This is a genomic window from Xanthomonas sp. NCPPB 3583, from assembly GCF_041475715.2.
GTDB lineage: Bacteria > Pseudomonadota > Gammaproteobacteria > Xanthomonadales > Xanthomonadaceae > Xanthomonas > Xanthomonas euvesicatoria.
The window spans coordinates 515,293-532,645 of the sequence record NZ_CM191263.1; the positions used below are offsets into that span (position 1 = coordinate 515,293).

General features: G+C 66.4%; 14 protein-coding genes. 7 read left to right on the forward strand and 7 right to left on the reverse strand.

Features of this window, described 5'->3' with window-relative positions; all coding sequences use genetic code 11:
* Window position 1: 1 nt before the first annotated feature.
* The 5 genes from ACCQ07_RS02245 to ACCQ07_RS02265 form a co-directional block, all read right to left on the reverse strand.
* Window positions 2-1,516, reverse strand: coding sequence for a dihydrolipoamide acetyltransferase family protein (locus ACCQ07_RS02245; protein ID WP_372165061.1), 1,515 nt, complete (start codon window positions 1,514-1,516; stop codon window positions 2-4).
* Window positions 1,513-1,896: an SH3 domain-containing protein gene (locus ACCQ07_RS02250; protein WP_008575527.1), complete on the reverse strand. Its 384-nt coding sequence runs from the start codon at window positions 1,894-1,896 to the stop codon at window positions 1,513-1,515. The genes ACCQ07_RS02245 and ACCQ07_RS02250 overlap by 4 nt, the downstream gene beginning before the upstream one ends.
* A gap of 1 nt (window position 1,897) precedes the next feature.
* The gene (locus tag ACCQ07_RS02255) at window positions 1,898-2,968 is read right to left on the reverse strand and encodes an alpha-ketoacid dehydrogenase subunit beta (protein WP_011346140.1); all 1,071 of its coding nucleotides are present in this window, start codon (window positions 2,966-2,968) and stop codon (window positions 1,898-1,900) included.
* Window positions 2,961-4,049: a pyruvate dehydrogenase (acetyl-transferring) E1 component subunit alpha gene (pdhA, locus tag ACCQ07_RS02260; protein WP_008575531.1), complete on the reverse strand. Its 1,089-nt coding sequence runs from the start codon at window positions 4,047-4,049 to the stop codon at window positions 2,961-2,963. The genes ACCQ07_RS02255 and pdhA overlap by 8 nt, the downstream gene beginning before the upstream one ends.
* A gap of 177 nt (window positions 4,050-4,226) precedes the next feature.
* Window positions 4,227-7,808, reverse strand: coding sequence for a lamin tail domain-containing protein (locus tag ACCQ07_RS02265; RefSeq protein ID WP_372363741.1), 3,582 nt, complete (start codon window positions 7,806-7,808; stop codon window positions 4,227-4,229).
* Window positions 7,809-8,247: 439 nt separating this feature from the next.
* On the opposite strand from ACCQ07_RS02265, the gene ACCQ07_RS02270 reads away from it, so the two are divergent.
* The 3 genes from ACCQ07_RS02270 (at window position 8,248) to ACCQ07_RS02280 (ending at window position 11,516) form a co-directional block, all read left to right on the forward strand.
* Window positions 8,248-9,144 carry a tryptophan 2,3-dioxygenase gene (locus ACCQ07_RS02270; RefSeq protein ID WP_029818459.1) on the forward strand — a complete coding sequence of 299 codons (897 nt, stop codon included), beginning with the start codon at window positions 8,248-8,250 and terminating at the stop codon, window positions 9,142-9,144.
* Window positions 9,145-9,393: 249 nt separating this feature from the next.
* Entirely contained in the window at window positions 9,394-10,914 is a 1,521-nt protein-coding gene (locus tag ACCQ07_RS02275) for a peptide MFS transporter (protein WP_372363742.1), read from the forward strand.
* An 11-nt stretch (window positions 10,915-10,925) separates the two neighbouring features.
* Window positions 10,926-11,516, forward strand: a complete 591-nt coding sequence (locus tag ACCQ07_RS02280; RefSeq protein WP_008575538.1) for a thioredoxin family protein — start codon at window positions 10,926-10,928, stop codon at window positions 11,514-11,516.
* A 358-nt stretch (window positions 11,517-11,874) separates the two neighbouring features.
* On the opposite strand, the gene ACCQ07_RS02285 is transcribed toward ACCQ07_RS02280, so the two are convergent.
* The gene (locus ACCQ07_RS02285) at window positions 11,875-12,363 is read right to left on the reverse strand and encodes a MarR family winged helix-turn-helix transcriptional regulator (RefSeq protein ID WP_008575539.1); all 489 of its coding nucleotides are present in this window, start codon (window positions 12,361-12,363) and stop codon (window positions 11,875-11,877) included.
* Between the two features lie 122 nt (window positions 12,364-12,485).
* On the opposite strand from ACCQ07_RS02285, the gene hppD reads away from it, so the two are divergent.
* From hppD to hmgA, 3 genes are all read left to right on the forward strand, one after another.
* Entirely contained in the window at window positions 12,486-13,601 is a 1,116-nt protein-coding gene (gene hppD / locus ACCQ07_RS02290; protein ID WP_008575541.1) for a 4-hydroxyphenylpyruvate dioxygenase, read from the forward strand.
* Between the two features lie 178 nt (window positions 13,602-13,779).
* Complete coding sequence (locus ACCQ07_RS02295) at window positions 13,780-14,172, forward strand: endonuclease domain-containing protein (protein WP_372363743.1); 393 nt, start codon at window positions 13,780-13,782, stop codon at window positions 14,170-14,172.
* Window positions 14,173-14,238: 66 nt separating this feature from the next.
* Window positions 14,239-15,552 carry a homogentisate 1,2-dioxygenase gene (gene hmgA, locus ACCQ07_RS02300; protein ID WP_372363744.1) on the forward strand — a complete coding sequence of 438 codons (1,314 nt, stop codon included), beginning with the start codon at window positions 14,239-14,241 and terminating at the stop codon, window positions 15,550-15,552.
* 308 nt (window positions 15,553-15,860) lie between these two features.
* On the opposite strand, the gene ACCQ07_RS02305 is transcribed toward hmgA, so the two are convergent.
* Entirely contained in the window at window positions 15,861-16,412 is a 552-nt protein-coding gene (locus ACCQ07_RS02305; RefSeq protein ID WP_031420830.1) for a hypothetical protein, read from the reverse strand.
* 165 nt (window positions 16,413-16,577) lie between these two features.
* Here ACCQ07_RS02305 and ACCQ07_RS02310 point away from each other — a divergent pair, with 165 nt between their 5' ends.
* Complete coding sequence (locus ACCQ07_RS02310; protein WP_031420831.1) at window positions 16,578-17,201, forward strand: hypothetical protein; 624 nt, start codon at window positions 16,578-16,580, stop codon at window positions 17,199-17,201.
* The last annotated feature ends 152 nt before the right edge of the window (window positions 17,202-17,353 follow it).

The following is a 17,353-nucleotide window of genomic DNA, read 5'->3' on the forward strand; positions in this document are numbered from 1 at the left end:
CTCAGTTGGTCAACGCCAGATCGTCCAGCAAGGCGCGCAGGAAGCGCGCCGCTTCACCGCCGGTGGCGGCGCGGTGATCGAAGGTCAGCGACAGCGGCATCACCTTGTGCGTTTCCACGCCGCCCATCACCGGGGTGAGCTGGTAGCGCGCGCGGCCGGCGGCCACGATCGCCACGCAGGGCGGCACCACCACCGGCGTGGCGTAGCGGCCGGCAAACATGCCGAAGTTGGACAGCGAGATGGTGTAGCCGCTCAGCTCGGACGCGGCGATGCTGCGGCTTTCCACCTGCTGGCGCAGCCGGTTGACGCCTTCGCGAATGCCATGCGCATCCAGCATGTCGGCGTTGCGCAACGCCGGCACGAACAAGCCTTCTTCGGTATCCACGGCAATGCCGATGTCGACCTGGTGGTGCAGGGTGCGGCTGAGTGCGTCGCCGTCGAACCAGGCATTGAGTGCGGGCACCGCCTGGCAGGCGCGCACGATACCGCGCACCAGACGCACGGTGACATCATTACCGGGCTGCCAGGCGTGCAGATCGGCATCGTCGTTGAGCGTGGTCGGCACCACCTTGGTGTGTGCATCGGCCATCACACGTGCCATGTTGCGGCGCACGCCCTTGAGTTGCTCGGGTTGGCCCTGGGCGCTGATGCCGGGCGACTGGGTGCGCATCGGCTTGCCGCTGGCCGACAGCGTGGAGCGGGCGTTGCCCTCGTCCGCCCTGCGGGCACCTTCTCCCGCAGGCGGAAGAAGGGGTGCTGTTGCGGGTCGATCCCTGCCGTCGGCAGCGCTCCCAGCAGCTCTCCCACCGTCATCGATCGGACCACCTCGCCCGCGGGCAGGAGAGGTCGGCGCGCCGTGCGCGCCGGGTGAGGGCTGCGCGGTACCGGCGGCCGCTGCCTGCTTTACGTCTGCCAGCGTGACCGTGCCGTCCGGGCCGGTAGCGCGCACCTGTGCCAGGTCCACACGCAGCTTGCGCGCCAGCGCGCGCACCACCGGCATGGCGCGCACGCCGCCGACGGTAATGGCCTGCTCGCTCTGCACGGCGTTGGAGCTCTGCATCGCGCCGACCACGGTGCCGGCATCGTCGCGATCGCCGCTGCCATCGCCAGCATCGGCATCGGCATCGGCAATTTCGCCGCCGTTATCGGAGGCCACCACGCGCGTGGTGTGCCCAGCCGCGCTGTCGCCGGTGCTGGGCGTGGGTGCGTGCGTCGGCGCCGGTCCATGCGAATGGCCGGTGTCCTGGCCGTCGGCGCGTTGCGGCTGCGAGGCATCCAGCGCGAACTGCGCCAGCACCGAGCCGGTCACGATCACATCGCCGGCGGCGCCGGCGAGCTTGACCACGGTCCCGGAAAACGGCGAGGGCACCTCGACCACCGCCTTGGCGGTTTCCATCGACACCAGCGGGTCGTCCAGGCGCACGGTGTCGCCCTCCTTGACGAACCATTCCACGATGGTGGCGTCGGGCAGGCCTTCGCCCAGGTCGGGCAGGTGGAAATTCTTGTTGTCGCTCATGGCAGGTTCTCTTGCGCGGCCGGCAGCTGCGGCGTGGTGTCGTCGAGGAGTTCAAGGTCGGCGGCCGGCAGCCAGCCCTGCGTGCCGTCGGCACGTTCGGACCACCACCAGCCACCGTGTTCGTGATGCAGCAACACGTCCTCGCCTGTCTGGGCATCGAGTTCGCGTGCGTCGTAGTCGCGCAGGGCTTCGGCCCGGCCGTCCCCCAGCGGGCGCAACCAGGCCAGCGGCGCCCAACCGGCGCGTCCGCTATCGGTCGTGACCCAGGCAAACGCCGGCCATTCTTCGTCGCGCACGCCCACGCCAACCTGCTGGCCTGCCTGGAAACGGACCGGGTTGGCATAGGCGGCGCGATGGTCGCAAAGCAGACGGGCGCGCATATCAGCCGGCAGCCACCGCGCGACGTGCCGCGGCGACGATGCGCTCCACGCTCGGCAGGAACTTCATTTCCAGCCGGAACAGCGGGATATGCGTGTCGTAACCGGTGACGCGTTCCACTGGCGCCACCAGGTCGTACATCGACTGTTCGGCCAGGCGCGCGGCGATTTCCGCACCGAAACCGGCGGTGCGCGGGGCTTCCTGCACGATGACGCAGCGGCCGGTCTTGGCCACCGATTCGGCGATGGTGTCGAAGTCCAGCGGGCGTAGCGTGGCCACGTCGATGACTTCGGCGCTGATGCCTTCGCCAGCGAGTTTGTCGGCCGCTTCCAGCGCCTCTTTCACCTGCGCGCCCCAGGTCACCAGGGTGACATCGGTGCCGTCGCGCAGCACGAAGCACACATCCAGCGGCAGCGCTTGCCCATCGTTGGCCACTACTTCCTTGTACTGGCGATAGATGCGCTTGGGCTCCATGTAGATGACCGGATCCGGGTCGCGGATGGCGGCCAGCAGCAGGCCGTAGGCGCGCTGCGGCGAGGACGGCAGCACCACGCGCAGGCCCGGCACGTTGGTGAAGATGGCTTCGTTGGCTTCGCTGTGATGTTCCGGCGCGCGGATGCCACCGCCCCACGGCACGCGCAGCACCATCGGGCAATGCAGGCGGCCACGGGTGCGGTTGCGCAGGCGGGCGGCGTGGCAGATCAGATGGTCGACCATCGGATACACGAAGCCGTCGAACTGCGCTTCGGCGACGGGCTTCATGCCTTGCGCAGCCAGCCCGACGCTCAGCCCGGCGATGGTGGTTTCGTCCAGCGGCGTGTCCAGCACGCGGTCGCTGCCGAAGCGTTGCTGCAGGCCGGCGGTGGCACGAAACACGCCACCGTTGACGCCGACATCCTCGCCCAGCACCAGTACCGCGGGGTCGTGTTCCAGCTCCCAGGCTAGCGCCTGGGTGATGGCTTCGATCAGGGTGATGGGCGAACTCATGGCGATCTCTCCGCGCGTTGCCGCAGCGTTGTAGGGGGCACTGGCGTGCTGGGAGGTGTCGGCAGGCACATGGGTGAGCTCATCCATGGCGCGACTCCAGCGCCATCACCTCGGCGCGCTGTGCCAGCAACTCGGCCGGCGGGTCGCCGTAGAGGTAATCGAACATCGCTTCGACCGGCTGCACCGGCGTGTTGAGATAGGCGTTGACCTCTTCGTCCACGCGCGCGCTGCATTCGGCCTTCCAGGCGTCTTCCTGGGCGGCGTCCCACAGGCCTTGCGCGGTGAGGTAGCGGCGCAGGCGCAGCAGCGGTTCGCGCGCCCAGCCCTGCTTGACCTCTTCCTCGCCGCGATAGCGCCGCGCGTCGTCGGCGGTGGTGTGGTCGGACAGGCGATAGGTCAAAAACTCGATCACCGTGCCGCCATCGCCGGCCAGTGCGCGCACGCGTGCCTGACGCATGGCTTCGAGCACGGCAACCAGATCGTTGCCGTCCACCTGCAGGCACTGCAGGCCGCCGGCCAGGCCCTTCTGCGCAAGCGTCTGCGCGCCGGTCTGCGCCGAGCGCGGCACCGAGATCGCCCAGCCGTTGTTGATCACGCACAGGATCAGCGGCAGCTTGTAGGCGCCGGCCGAATTGAGTGCGGCATAGAAGTCGGTCTTGGAGCTGCCACCGTCGCCGCAGCAGGCCACCGCAACCTGCGGTTTGCCCTGCAGCTTGAACGACAGCGCCGAGCCGGCGGCGTGCAGGCACTGGGTGGAAATGGGCACGCAGATCGGGAAGTCGATCGCCGCATCGGCATCGCGCGGATAGTCGCTGCCGCGCTCGTCGCCGCCCCAGTACAGCAGCACATCGCGCGGGCGCACGCCGCGTTCGAACATGGTGCCGTATTCGCGGTAGCTGGGCGCGAACACATCGCCGCTGCGCATCGAAGCGCCGATGCCCACATGCGTGGCCTCGTGGCCGATGCAGGCCGCGTAGGTGCCCAGCTTGCCGGTGCGCTGCAGGGCCACTGACTTGGTGTCGAAGGTGCGCACGAACAACATGCGCTTGAACAGGGCGAGCAGTTGTTGCGGGTTGGCAGCGTCGGCCGGAAGGTCGTCGCGGACCCATTGGCCGTCCGCGTCCATGTATTGCAGATAGTCGATCTGGAACTGCGCGGCTACGCTCATTGCGACGACACCTTCATCAAGAAGTTTCAAATGATATGAGTTGCCATGTTAAGGACGGCGAAGCAAAACGCTGTCCTGCACCGCAGCAGACAATCATGCTGGCTTGCACAAAAAAAAGGGCGCGGACCAGGCCGCGCCCTTTGTCGCAGTAGAGAACTGCGACGTGTTGCACTGCGATTAGCGGCGCCCATCACCTCCGCCGATCGGCGTCACGATCAGCGCAGTGTTGTCGGCTGGGTTGGCATCGGGCGAACGCGAGGTGGCCGTGGCCTGCACCCGCACCGCGCCGTCGGCCGGGATGGGCCTGGCAGCGACGGTCAACTGGAAAGTTGCCTGCGCGCCGGGCAGTACCACCGCGGCGGTGCTGCAGACGAAGCGGGCCCGACGCAGCGATTGGGTCTGCTTGTCGCAACGCCAGCCTTGCGGCGGTACCAATTGCGACAACGCCGACACCGTGTTGCCTTCGAACACCAGGCCGGAGCCTTGCGCCGGTGCGGCGCCGACATTGCTCACCAGCACGCGGTAGGTGGCGCTGAAGGCGGTGGTCGGCAGGCTGCTTGGGCCGTCGAAACGTACCGCCAGGTCGCTGCGGGGTTGCGCCTGTACCGTCACGCTGGCCGCATCGGTGTCGTTGCCCGACTGCGGATCGGGGGTTTGCGAAGCCGCCGATGCAGCCAGGGTCAACGTCCGTCCGGCCAACGCCGCACCCGCCTCCACCTGCACCGAGAAGTTCTGCGCGTTACCGGCTGCCAACGCTGCAATGGTGCAGGTGACCACCGTCTGGGTGCCGGTCTGCGGCGGTTGGCACACCCAGCCAGGTGCGGCGGTGACGCGTGGGCTCACTGCGGCATCGAACGCGAAGGCAACCGCAGCGAACGCCGCACTGTCGGGGCCGCGGTTTTCGACGTCCACACTGAAGTCGATGCGCTCGCCTTCGGTGACCTGATCGCGCGCAGCAGTGACCGCCACGCCCAGGTCCGCATTGACCTGTTTGGTCATGCGCAACAGCACCACGGTGGGATCGTGATCGGACAGCCGCGTCGGCGTATTGGCATCGTTACGCGCGGTGCCGGGGAAGTCGGCATTGATGCGCGCGTGGCCCACCGACAGCGAGGCGATCTGCGGCGCGCGCATCAGCGCATCGTTGGCCAGGATGTGATCCAGCGACTGCACGTTGCCGTCGAAGGCGTATGAGTAGCTCTGGTCGGGCGTGTTGAACCAGGTCAGGTCGGTGTAATCCGGGTTGACCAGATCGGTGCCATCGCCGCCCACCACGGTCTGCGCATCCGGCGCCGGTTTGCCGGTGACGGTGCCCATCGCATCCACATAGCCGTCGTTGAATTCGAAGGCGTTGAAGTCGCCCATGACCAGCACTTTTTCGTCAGGGTTCAATTGCTGACGCGTTTGCAGCAGGCGCGCCAGATACTCGGCCTGCGCCTGACGTTTGGCGCGGATGCGCATGCCGGCGGCATCGTCGGTTTCGGCGCCGTTGAGCGAACGCTGATGCACCACGATGGCGGTCAGCGGCAGCACGCGGCCGTCGGCCTGGTGCACGTTGGCGGTGAGCACCAGCGGCGGGCGGTCGTTGAGCAGGCTCACGCCGCCACCCGGCTCGGTCCAGGTGGTGGTCTTGCCTTCCTGAGCGATCGAGAGAACTTCCACGCGCGCCACGCCGCCAGCGATCTGTGCGGTCTTGACCAGGAAACCGACGTCGATGCCGCCCACGTCGTTGCCTTCCTGCAGGTACGCCACGTACTTGGGATCCTGCTGGCCGGCGGCCACCGCATCGGCGTTGACGCGTGCGGCCAGCGTCTGCAGCACGCTGAGGTTTTCCACTTCCACCGTGCCCAGGATGTCGGGCGTGTGCAGGTAGTTGCGGATCGCCAGCGAGGCCTTGTTGAGGCGGGCCTGGAAGGCGGCCGGCGTGAGCACCGGTTCGCCGATCGCCGGGTCGTTCTGGTCGTCGAAGAAGCGCTCCATGTTGTAGGTCGCCACGGCCACGTCGTCGGCCTGCGGTACCGGTGCCGGGCGCGGTTGGTCGGCACCGTTGCAGCTCACCTGCGGGGTGCGTTCCGGATACAGCGTGTAGCGGCGGAAGCTGTAATCCAGCGGGCCGACCACATCGAGCACCTGGCAGCCGGAGGCCAGATCCAGCCGCTCGGCGCCGACGCCGGCACTGCCGACCGCGATCACTTCGGGATTGGTATTCCAGCGCGGCACGCCGGCAGGCGAGCCGGCCGGCAGCGGGTCGGGCAATTGCACGCCCGGCTCGCGGTAGGCGCGTGGCACGCCGGTGACCACGGCATGGAAGACGCCATTGCTGGTCGCCGTGGCGTTGGTCTCGTTGACGCTGCCGCCGGTGGGGGTATTGACGGTGAGGCTGGCGGCGGCCACGCGCATGCCTTCCAGCGCTTCGAGCTGATCGAAGGCACCGTTGGGGTTGGGGAAGTTCGCGCTCAACGCCACCGGCATCGGCAACGGGTTGCCGGTGGAATCGGCCAGCACGGTCAGGCTGCCGCCGATCTCGGTGAGCGGTGGCTGGGTGGGGTCGGCGGTGGGCACGTATTCGATCACCGTGCCCTGCACGCGCACCCGGTTGCCGATGGCGGCCGCCTCCGGCGGTGCGCTGCCGGTGTAGACGTACACGCCTTCGGAGGTGGACGGGTCGGCGTCGGCTTCGCTATCGGGTGCCTGCAGGAAGAACCCGGCGCTGCGGCGTGCGGTGACGATGCCCGAGGTGGCCACCACCTGGCCCTCCAGCGGCGAGCGCGCACCCTTGCCCTGGATGGCGTGGATCGGCAGCAGGCTGAAGTCGTCGTTGAGGATGGTGCCGGTGGCGCTCAGCGTGGCCGGCAGCGCGCCGGTGAGGCCGCTGATCTGCAGCCGGAAGCTTTCATCCGGCTCCGGCGTGGTGTCGCCCAGGACATCGACGGAAATGGTGGCGCTGCGTTCGCCAGCGGCGATGCGCAGGGTGGTGGCGGGCAGGGCGACATAGTCGCTGCCGGCAGTGGCGGTGCCATCGACGGTGGCGGCGGTGAAGCTCACCCCGCCCGCACCGGCCGGCTGGCTCAGGCTCAGGGTGAACACCAAGCTGCGGGTGCCGGCATTGCCTTCGGCCTGGCTGACATCGGCCAGCGTGGCGACCGGCTGGCCGCCGCCGCTGCACAGGCGCGCGGGGCTGGCGGCATTGCGCGGGGCAGGCGCGCCGGTGGCGAAGTCGGCGGCGTTGTTGTCGGTATCGGTGCAACCGTCGTTGCCGCGCAGCACCGCCAGCGTGTTGCTGGGGGCCGGCGTGGGCGCATTGCCTTCGGCGCAGCTGGCCGTGCTGCCATAGCCGACCAGATCGGCATTGCCGGTGGGGCAGGTGCCGCTCAACGCGGAGGCGCTATTGCTCAGCGCCACCTTGCCGGCGGTGCCGCTCATGGCCAGCGTGCCGGTGGCATCGGGCGTGGGCAGCGCCACGCTGCCGCCGCTGCCGTCGGCCTGCTTGATCAGGTAATAGCCGCCGGCCGGGACAGTGCCCGCCAGCGGGGTGACCTGCCAGCTGCTGCCGGCCGCGGAGGCGTACTGCACCGACCAGCCGTCCAGGCTGACCGGGGCACCGCCGATGTTGTGCAGCTCGATGAAATCGCTGCGGAGGGTGGCGCCGCTATTGCCGCCACCGCCGTAGACCTGGCTGATGACGACCTGGGCATTGGCGTGGCCGGCCACGGCCAGCGCACACAGAAATACGGCTGCACGACGCTGCAACACATGCATGAGATGAGAGTCCCCTGATCCTTGAGACGTGAAACGCTCCCCTGGTCCGGCCACGTCCCTGGCCGGCAGCGCCGTTCGATTCTGCATGAATTTGCAGACCTAGGTTGACGATATGGTGACAGCGGCGCAGTGGCTGAGACCGCACCGGGCGCCTGCCAAGTGGTTCAAAGCTGAAGGAAGCGGGCTCGACGCTGAGGCCTGGGCGTGCCAATCGTGCATACGGATTTCTACGAGGCACCTGCGCACGTATCTCGCTGGCCCCGATCCCCTCAGGCAATCCCGCCAGGGCTGCAAGCAGCCAGCCAGGGCCGGCGATAGCCGTGGGCCAATACGCTTCGCCATCCGCCATCCGCCATCCGCCAATCCCGAATCCCGAATCCCGAATCCCGAATCCCGGCCGCTGCGTTACCCTGCGTGGCCCGATCTTCAGCGCGATGCCATGCCCGTCGACAAGAACCTGCGTGACCTGGAACCTGGCATCCACACCGACCTGGAGGGGCGGCTGACCTACGGCGGCTATCTGCGGCTGGATCAACTGCTGTCTGCGCAGCAGCCCCTGTCCGAGCCGGCGCATCATGATGAAATGCTGTTCATCATCCAGCACCAGACCTCCGAGCTGTGGCTGAAGCTGCTGGCGCACGAGTTGCGCGCGGCCATCGTGCATCTGCAGCGCGACGAAGTCTGGCAATGCCGCAAGGTGCTGGCGCGCAGCAAGCAGGTCCTGCGGCAACTGACCGAGCAGTGGTCGGTGCTGGAAACGCTCACCCCGAGCGAGTACATGGGGTTTCGCGACGTGCTGGGGCCGTCGTCGGGCTTCCAGTCGCTGCAATACCGCTACATCGAGTTCCTGCTCGGCAACAAGAACCCGCAGATGCTGCAGGTGTTCGCCTACGACCCGCACGGCCAGGCGCGGCTGCGCGAGGCGCTGGAAGCACCCAGCCTGTACGAGGAGTTCCTGCGCTATCTGGCGCGCTTCGGTCACGCGATTCCGCAGCACTACCAGGCCCGCGACTGGACCGCCGCACACGTGGCCGACGACAGCCTGCGGCCGGTGTTCGAGCGCATCTACGAAAACACCGACCGCTACTGGCGCGAGTACGCGCTGTGCGAGGACCTGGTGGATGTGGAAACCCAGTTCCAGCTGTGGCGCTTCCGCCACATGCGCACGGTGATGCGGGTGATCGGCTTCAAGCGCGGCACCGGCGGCTCCAGCGGCGTCGGCTTCCTGCAGCAGGCGCTGGCGCTGACGTTCTTCCCGGAACTGTTCGACGTGCGCACCTCGGTGGGCGTGGACGGCCGCCCCCCGCAAGGCGCCCCGGACACCGCGCAGGGCTGAGCAAGGCCAGGCATGCGCAAGGGCAAGGCAAGCGCACGCAAGCGCTTGTGTTTTCGGAAGAGGGCCGGCGCGATCTCACGCCGGCCCCTGGTGCCCCAGCACGCGGCCAAATTCCGCCAACTCCACCCACGGGCATCAGGCAGCTGACTCCGGCGAATTTGACGCGTACATGACGTCTAAGTGATCCTCGCGCGTCGCCCGGGCTCGCCTCGGTGCACCCAGCCATCACTGAATACGCAAGGGACCTCTATGAGCGTTGACGCGACCGCGCCGACATCCGCCTCCACACCGCCGCAGCCGCCGGCGCCTCCCGAGTTCCCCACGTTGCTCGGCCACCCCCGGCCGTTGTGGCTGCTGTTCATGACCGAATTCTGGGAACGCTTTGCGTTCTACGGCATTCGCTGGGCGCTGGTGTTGTACATCGTGGCGCAGTTCTTCAATGGCGATGCCACTGGCCAGGCGCCGGCGGGGCGGACCTATGGCGCCTACCTGGCGCTGGTGTACGCGGCGGCGATCTTCGGCGGCTACGTGGCCGACCGCGTGCTCGGTTACCAGCGCTCGATCCTGGTCGGGGCGGCCGTCATGGCGACCGGCCTGTTCCTGATCGCCATTCCCGACCACACCATGTTCGAGATCGGCCTGGCCACCGTGGTGGTCGGCAACGGGCTGTTCAAGCCGAACATTTCCACCATGGTCGGCAAGCTGTATTCGGTGGCCGATCCGCGCCGCGACAGCGGCTTCACCATCTTCTACATGGGCATCAACCTGGGTGCGATGATCTCGCCGGTATTGACCCAGTTGCTGGCCGAAAAGGTGTTCGGCACTGAAGTCATGCCGTCCTACAAGATGGTGTTCATGGCTTCCGCCGTGGGCATGCTGATCAGCCTGGTGTGGTTCTGGTTCGGCCGCGTCCAGCTCAAGGGCATCGGCGCACCGGCGCCCAACGCGCAGGGCATGGGCCGCGTGCTGATGGTGCTGGTGGGCTGCCTGCTGGCGATTCCGGGCGTGTACTTCCTGCTCGCCGTCGGTGCGGACGTGTTGCAGATCGTGCTGACGGTGCTGTTCATCGGCCTGTCGGTGATGCTGCTGGTGGAAGGCATCCGTGAAGGCAAGGTACAGCGCGACAAGGTGATCGCGATGCTGATCATCTTCGCCTTCAACGTGCTGTTCTGGATGTTCTTCGAACAGGCCGGCAGCTCGTTCACCTTCCTGGCCGACAACATCGTCAACCGCAACTTCGGCAGCTGGACCTTCCCCACCGCGTGGTTCCAGTCGGTGAACTCCATCGCCATCATTGCGCTGGCACCGGTCATCGCGTGGATCTGGGTCAAGTCCGGCCGCTTCAATCCGTCGATTCCGCGCAAGTTCGGCCTGGGCCTGCTGTTCAACGGCCTGGCCTTCCTGCTGCTGATGTTTGCGCTGTCCAGCCTGGTCAACGACGCCGGCAAGATTCCGTTCTGGACCTTGTTCATGGTCTACGTCATCCAGTCGGTCGGCGAGCTGTGCCTGTCGCCGATCGGCCTGTCGATGGTGACCAAGCTGGCCCCGGTACGCCTGGTCGGTTTCGGCATGGGTGGCTGGTTTTTGTCCACCGGCATCGGCAACAACCTGTCGGGCATTTTCGCCGGCCATGTCAGCGGAAACGAAGGCATGAGCGTGTCCTCGGCGCTGGGTGGGTATACGTTCGGGTTCTGGGCGCTGGTGGGCGCCGGCGCGTTGCTGTTCCTGATCGCGCCGCTGATCAATAAATTGATGCATGGTGTGAAGTGAGGAGAACAGCGATGCCGATCAAACCCCTTGTCTGTGGCCTGCTGCTGACCGGTCTGTTGAGCGCCTGCGGGCAGACCAGCAGCCCGCAGGAGGCGCCCAAGCCGTTGGATACCTCGATGCAGAAGCCGCCCAGCGCCGATCCCAGCCAGCCGGTGTCTTCGGGCAACACGCCGACCGCGGCCGACATCGCCGCGGCCGCTGCGCTCAATGCGCAATACGACCCCTCGCGCGATCCGGCGGCCGATCTGGAGACGGCCAAGGTTGAGGCCAAGCGCGGCGGCAAGCGCATCGTGCTCAATGTCGGCAATGCCGCCTGTGAGCCCTGCAAGGCGCTGGACGAGTTGATGGGCGGCGATGCGGAGCTGCGCAGCTTCCGCGACGCGCACTTCGTGGTGGTCAAGGTCAACCGCGATGCAGCCAACGAGAACGCTGCCTTCCTGTCGGCGTTCGCCCAGCTCAACGACGCCCCGTCGCTGCTGGTGCTGGACAGCGACGGCAAGCTGCTGACCACGCAGTCCGGCCCGGAGTTGCGCAAGGGCGAGGGTTTCGACCGCAAGAAGCTGTTCGATTTCCTCAAGCAGTGGGCGCCACCGCAGGCCTGACGTTGCGCGAACACGTCACACAAAAACCCCCGCATTGCTGCGGGGATTTTTGTTTGCATCGTGCCGATGGCTATCGCCCGGCGCGAACTCAGCCTGTGACTTCCACGCGCGCAGCCCTGGCGCGATGTGATGAGGCCTTGCTGGCGACGGCAGCCACACCGGCATGCGATGCGCTGCGTCAATGCGCGATTTGCGAGCCAGCGAACAGTCGTTTCCGAGCGCGCCGACAATCTATCGAAATCGCGCGACAGCGCCGCGGCACGGCATCCAGGCCAGTGCTGCGCCAGCGCCGATTGCAACCGGATCCGATCCTGGGCGGCGCCAAGGCACCACGCATTGGCTCCCGGCGTAGCGCTGCTCAGTCCTTGCTGGCCATGCGCGGCAGCCCGTCCTTGGCCAGCCGGTCGATCAGCGTTTCCAGGACCTGCTGTTCTTCGGCGCTGAACACCGACATCAGCCGTTGTTCCATCTCGTTGACCAGCGGCGCGACGGTCTCGTAGACCTGCCGCCCGGCTGGCGACAACGCCAGCATCGAGCGGCGGCGATCGTCGCCATGGGTCTCGCGGCGGATGAAGCCGCGCTCCAGCAGGCGCGCCACGGCGCGGCTGACTGCCACCTTGTCCATCGCCGTGCGGTCGGAGACCTCGCTGGCCGAGGAACCCGGATACAGCGCCAGGATCGTGATCACCCGCCACTCGGGAATCGCCATGCCGTAACGATCGCCGTATACCTTGGCGATGTTGCTGCTGATACGGTTGGACAGCACGCTCAGGCGATACGGCAGGAACTGCTCGAGGTTGAGCAGCACGGGATATTGCGGCGGGTGGGGGCTGTCGAGATCGCTCATGTTGCACTGTGTCTTGATTTTGGTTTCATTTGCAACTACAAACCGAGGGTGGCCTGCGCATTCTCGCGGGTCTTCTGCTACTCCGCATAGCCCTGCGGCCCCCCAAGCGTGGAGAAACGAAGATGAGCGCACAACCGAACACCACTGCAACCCGCCCCGATCCTGGCATGCAGGTCACCACCTTCGACAATCCGATGGGCATCGACGGCTTCGAGTTCGTCGAATTCGCCGCACCGGCCGGCCAGGGGGAACAGCTGCACGATTATTTCCGCAAGATGGGCTTCAGCGCGGTACTGCGTCACCGCAGCCGCCCCATTACCGTCTATCGCCAGGGCGGGGTCAACTTCCTGCTCAACGAAGATCCCGATTCGTTCGCTGCCGATTTCGCCGCCGCGCACGGCCCCTGCGCCTGCGGCTTTGCCATCCGCTTCCGCACCCCGTCCGAGACCGTGCTGCAGACGGTGCTGGGCAACGGCGGTGAAGCCGTGCAGAACAAGCCCGACACCCGCGCGGTCCCGGCGCCGGTGGTCAAGGGAATCGGCGATTGCATGCTGTACCTGGTGGACCGTTACGGTGAGGCCGGCAGTATCTACGACGCCGATTTCGAGCCGATCGACGGTGCCGACCAGCACCCGGCCGGCTTCGGACTGACCTTCATCGACCACCTGACCCACAACCTGTATTTCGGCAACATGCAGCGCTGGTCGGACTATTACGAGCGCCTGTTCAACTTCCGCGAGATCCGCTATTTCGACATCAAGGGCGCCAAGACCGGCCTGGTGTCCAAGGCGATGACCGCGCCGGACGGCATCGTGCGCATCCCGCTCAACGAATCCTCCGACCCCAAGAGCCAGATCAACGAGTATCTGGACGCGTATCAGGGCGAAGGCATCCAGCACATCGCCTGCTTTACCGACGACATCTACACCAGCGTGGAAAAGATGCGCGCCGCCGGCGTGAGTTTCCTGGATACGCCGGACACGTATTTCGATGTGGTGGACCTGCGCATCCCCGCACATGGCGAAGATGTCGAACGCCTGCGCCGCAACAAGATCCTGATCGACGCCGACCCCGATACCAAGCAGCGCAAGCTGCTGCAGATCTTCACCACCAACTGCATCGGCCCGATCTTCTTCGAGATCATCCAGCGCAAGGGCAACGAAGGCTTTGGCGAAGGCAATTTCCAGGCGCTGTTCGAAAGCATCGAGCGCGATCAGATCAAGCGCGGGGTGCTTTGAGGGCGGGGATTGGGTATTGGTGATTCGGGATTCGGGATTCGGGATTCGCTTGGAGCAAGACCCTCGAGCGCCACCTCAGCAAGACCAGGCTGTCTGATAAGAAAAGCCCATGAAAACGGACGTGCTTGAAGCCCCTCTCCCCACGGGAGAGGGGTTGGGGTGAGGGTACGGTGGAGCGATGAAAATCAAACCGCCATTGCCTACCGTCACCCGTGCCCACGCACGCGCATTGCGTCGCCACATGACCGACGCAGAGCGTGCACTTTGGCGCCGTCTGCGAAGCAATCAGCTACAAGGCTTCAAGTTCCGAAGGCAGCATCCGATTCCACCGTACATCGCAGACTTTTGTTGCATTGAAGCTAAGGTGATTGTTGAGCTGGACGGATCGCAGCATCAGGCATCCTTCGATCAGGCAAGGACGCGGTGGCTTCAATCGAAAGGCTGGATCGTGCTGCGCTTTTGGAATAACGATGTGCTGCTTTCGCTGGATACTGTGGTTGAGGCGATCTTCACGATAGTCGCGACGCCGTACCCTCACCCCAACCCCTCTCCCGGTGGGAGAGGGGCTTGAACATTGCGTTTCTCTAACATCGCACCTCCCTGCAACGGTGGTGCCGCAACCAAAGAGCCCACGCCCATGCATGACCAGACTTCCTACATGACCGGCTTCGGCAATGAGTTCGCAACCGAGGCGGTGGCCGGCAGTCTGCCGGTCGGGCAGAACTCACCGCAGCGCGTGGCGCATGGCCTGTACGCCGAGCAGTTGTCCGGCACCGCCTTCACCGCGCCACGCGGCGAGAACCGGCGCAGCTGGCTGTACCGCATTCGTCCGGCAGCGGTGCATGGGCGTTTCTCGCTGATCGAGCAGTCTCGGCTCCACAACGACTTCGGCGGCGGCCCGGTGCCGCCGGACCAGATGCGCTGGAGTCCGTTGCCGTTGCCGGTCACGCGCACCGATTTCGTCGATGGCCTGTACACCATGGCCGGCAATGGCAGCCCGGAGGCGATGACCGGCGTGGCCGTGCATCTGTATGCGGCCAACGCCTCCATGCGCGATCGTTTCTTCTACAACGCCGACGGCGAGCTGCTGCTGGTGCCGCAGCTTGGCCGGTTGCGGGTCTGCACCGAACTGGGCGTGCTCGAACTGGAGCCGCAACAGATCGGCGTGATACCGCGCGGTGTGCGTTTCCGGGTGGAACTGCTCGATAGTGAAGCGCGTGGCTACGTCTGCGAAAACTTCGGCGGCCTGCTGCGCCTGCCGGACCTGGGGCCGATCGGCGCCAATGGCCTGGCCAATCCGCGCGATTTCCAGACCCCTCGCGCCGCCTTCGAACAACGCGAAGGCAGGTTCGAACTGGTGGCCAAATTCCAGGGCCATCTCTGGCGTGCCGACATCGGTCACTCGCCGCTGGATGTCGTCGCCTGGCACGGCAATTACGCGCCTTATCGTTACGACCTGCGTCGCTTCAACACCATCGGCTCGATCAGTTTCGATCATCCCGATCCCAGCATCTTCACCGTGCTGACCTCGCCCAGCGACACGCACGGGACGGCGAACATGGATTTTGCGATTTTCCCGCCGCGTTGGCTGGTGGCACAGCACACCTTCCGCCCGCCGTGGTTCCATCGCAACGTCGCCAGCGAATTCATGGGCCTGGTGCATGGCGTCTACGATGCCAAGGCCGAAGGCTTCGCGCCCGGTGGCGCCTCGTTGCATAACTGCATGAGCGGGCACGGCCCGGATGCGGCCACCTTCGACAAGGCGTCACAGGCAGATCTCACGCGCCCGGACGTGATCGCCGACACCATGGCCTTCATGTTCGAAACGCGCGCGGTGTTGCGCCCTACGCAGCAGGCATTGAACGCCGCCCATCGGCAAGCGGATTACCAGCAGTGCTGGTCCGGATTGCGCGCTGCGTTTCAACCGCCGACAACGGAAGACGCAACCTAGCGCGCGGCCAAGACCTCGCAAGCAATTGGCAGATGGTGCGGACGATGCTCAGGCACACGGTGCCTGGAGTGGATGGCGGCCAGATGCCTGCCCCGAGTACCAGCCGGCTGCGCCTGGCGGCTGAGCGGCAGGGGTCCGACGCTCCCAAGCCGGACTGCAGCTGCTCTGTCTGCGCGTCAGCGATGTGATGCGAGCGGTGGGTGAGCGGGCTGCTGCCGTTGCGGTGATGCGGCGCTCGGCTCCAGCCCCTGCGCATGTTGAGCGACTCGGCAAGAGCCGGTCGGCGCGCGCTGGCCACCACTGCCATATCACGCGGCTTGCAAGGTCTCCGGCAGCAGCTCGCCGATCCGTGTGCGGACGCGTTCGGCGTAGCTCGCCGAGGTGATCTGCGGCAGCGCGTGCAACGCCTCGGCGATGGTCGTGCGGATCTGATCGTCGTCGCGCGCGGCGTGCAGTTGCCGATGCAGCGCAGCGGCAAGGGCATTGCGTTGCAACTGCAGGATATCGAGCAAGTACAGGCGTGCATTGGTCGCTGCACGGCGACGCAGGCGCCGCAGCTCTTCTTCGCTGGGCCCTGCGTCCGGTAGGGCCACAGGTGCTTCGTGCACATCGGGCAGCGCGGCAGTGGCTGCCGTGCGCGTTTGACCCGCAGCACCGCATGCAGCGGGTCCAAGATCCAGATACCCCATCGCGCACAGGCTCTGCACCAAGCCGGTGCCGTCGCCGCCCAGCAGCATGGCGAGCGTGGCCAGATCGCGCTGGCCGTCGGCCAGGATCAACGCGCGCCGTTGCAGCAGCGTCAGCGGGCTGCGGTGCGATTGCAACGTGGTTAGGGCGAGCTCGGTCTTGCGTGGGATCATGGCGGCGGTCCTGCGAAGCCAATAGCGTGACGCCCGCCAATGAAGCGCCGATGACATGGCGGCGACGGTGTGTGGCCACGCTCTGCACATGGTCGCGATGGTGGCTGTGTACGCTGTACTGCAACTCTAGGAAACGCGCAGATGACATCCAGACTATTGGGCCTGATGAGCGCATTGCTCGTACTGACCAGCTGCAACCGCGCCGACCAATCGCCCGCGCCGGCCGCGCCCGCCAACGCCGAGCACGCACCGGTTGCGGCCGCTGACGACCAACCGGCGGCCACTGTCCCGCCGGCCACGGCGCCAGCTGGCACATTTCCACCGCGCACCCAGCAGGACCCCGCTGCGCTTGCGCGCATGGATGGCTATGGCGATTTGCGCTTTGGGATGGATGCCAGCCAGGCGCGGGCTGCCTGGGGTGGCGATTTGCAGGGCAAAGCGGCACCCGATAATGGCTGTTACCTGCTGCGCCCACGGTGGGCCAGCGATGCGCGTCGCTTGGGCTTCATGTTCGAAGGCGGGCAATTGGTGCGCTTGCAGACCAACGAAGCGAAAGAGACGGCGCCGGGCGGCGGCAAGGTCGGCATGACATTGGCGCAGCTGCGTGCGTTGTACCCCGACGGCCTGACCGAGCAGCCGCATAAGTACATTCCAGGCGCGCTGACGCTGCGTCTCCCCGACGCTGCCACGCAGACCGCGCTGGTATTCGAGACCGATGCAGACGGCAAAGTCACCAGCTGGCGCGTGGGCAAGCCGCCGCAGGTGGATTACGTCGAAGGCTGCGGCTGACATGCAAGGTGCGATGGCGGTGTCGTCTTGCGCAGGCGTTTGTATCCTGCGCTAGCGGAGGGTGTGTCATTCCTGCTGCGGCCCATGCGTCGCGCCGGTTAGCGATGGTGGGCGGTCGCAGAATCGCTCTGCGCAACGGTGGCGCAGCGCCA

Excerpts from the sequence above, each read along its gene's own strand:
- pdhA (WP_008575531.1), bottom strand. The coding sequence starts at position 4,049 with ATGAGCGTAGCCGCGCAGTTCCAGATCGACTATCTGCAATACATGGAC.
- ACCQ07_RS02270 (WP_029818459.1), top strand. The coding sequence starts at position 8,248 with ATGCCCGTCGACAAGAACCTGCGTGACCTGGAACCTGGCATCCACACC.
- ACCQ07_RS02245 (WP_372165061.1), bottom strand. The coding sequence starts at position 1,516 with ATGAGCGACAACAAGAATTTCCACCTGCCCGACCTGGGCGAAGGCCTG.
- ACCQ07_RS02250 (WP_008575527.1), bottom strand. The coding sequence starts at position 1,896 with ATGCGCGCCCGTCTGCTTTGCGACCATCGCGCCGCCTATGCCAACCCG.
- ACCQ07_RS02275 (WP_372363742.1), top strand. The coding sequence starts at position 9,394 with ATGAGCGTTGACGCGACCGCGCCGACATCCGCCTCCACACCGCCGCAG.
- hmgA (WP_372363744.1), top strand. The coding sequence starts at position 14,239 with ATGCATGACCAGACTTCCTACATGACCGGCTTCGGCAATGAGTTCGCA.
- ACCQ07_RS02310 (WP_031420831.1), top strand. The coding sequence starts at position 16,578 with ATGAGCGCATTGCTCGTACTGACCAGCTGCAACCGCGCCGACCAATCG.
- ACCQ07_RS02255 (WP_011346140.1), bottom strand. The coding sequence starts at position 2,968 with ATGGATGAGCTCACCCATGTGCCTGCCGACACCTCCCAGCACGCCAGT.
- hppD (WP_008575541.1), top strand. The coding sequence starts at position 12,486 with ATGAGCGCACAACCGAACACCACTGCAACCCGCCCCGATCCTGGCATG.
- ACCQ07_RS02265 (WP_372363741.1), bottom strand. The coding sequence starts at position 7,808 with ATGCATGTGTTGCAGCGTCGTGCAGCCGTATTTCTGTGTGCGCTGGCC.
- ACCQ07_RS02295 (WP_372363743.1), top strand. The coding sequence starts at position 13,780 with ATGAAAATCAAACCGCCATTGCCTACCGTCACCCGTGCCCACGCACGC.
- ACCQ07_RS02280 (WP_008575538.1), top strand. The coding sequence starts at position 10,926 with ATGCCGATCAAACCCCTTGTCTGTGGCCTGCTGCTGACCGGTCTGTTG.
- ACCQ07_RS02285 (WP_008575539.1), bottom strand. The coding sequence starts at position 12,363 with ATGAGCGATCTCGACAGCCCCCACCCGCCGCAATATCCCGTGCTGCTC.
- ACCQ07_RS02305 (WP_031420830.1), bottom strand. The coding sequence starts at position 16,412 with ATGATCCCACGCAAGACCGAGCTCGCCCTAACCACGTTGCAATCGCAC.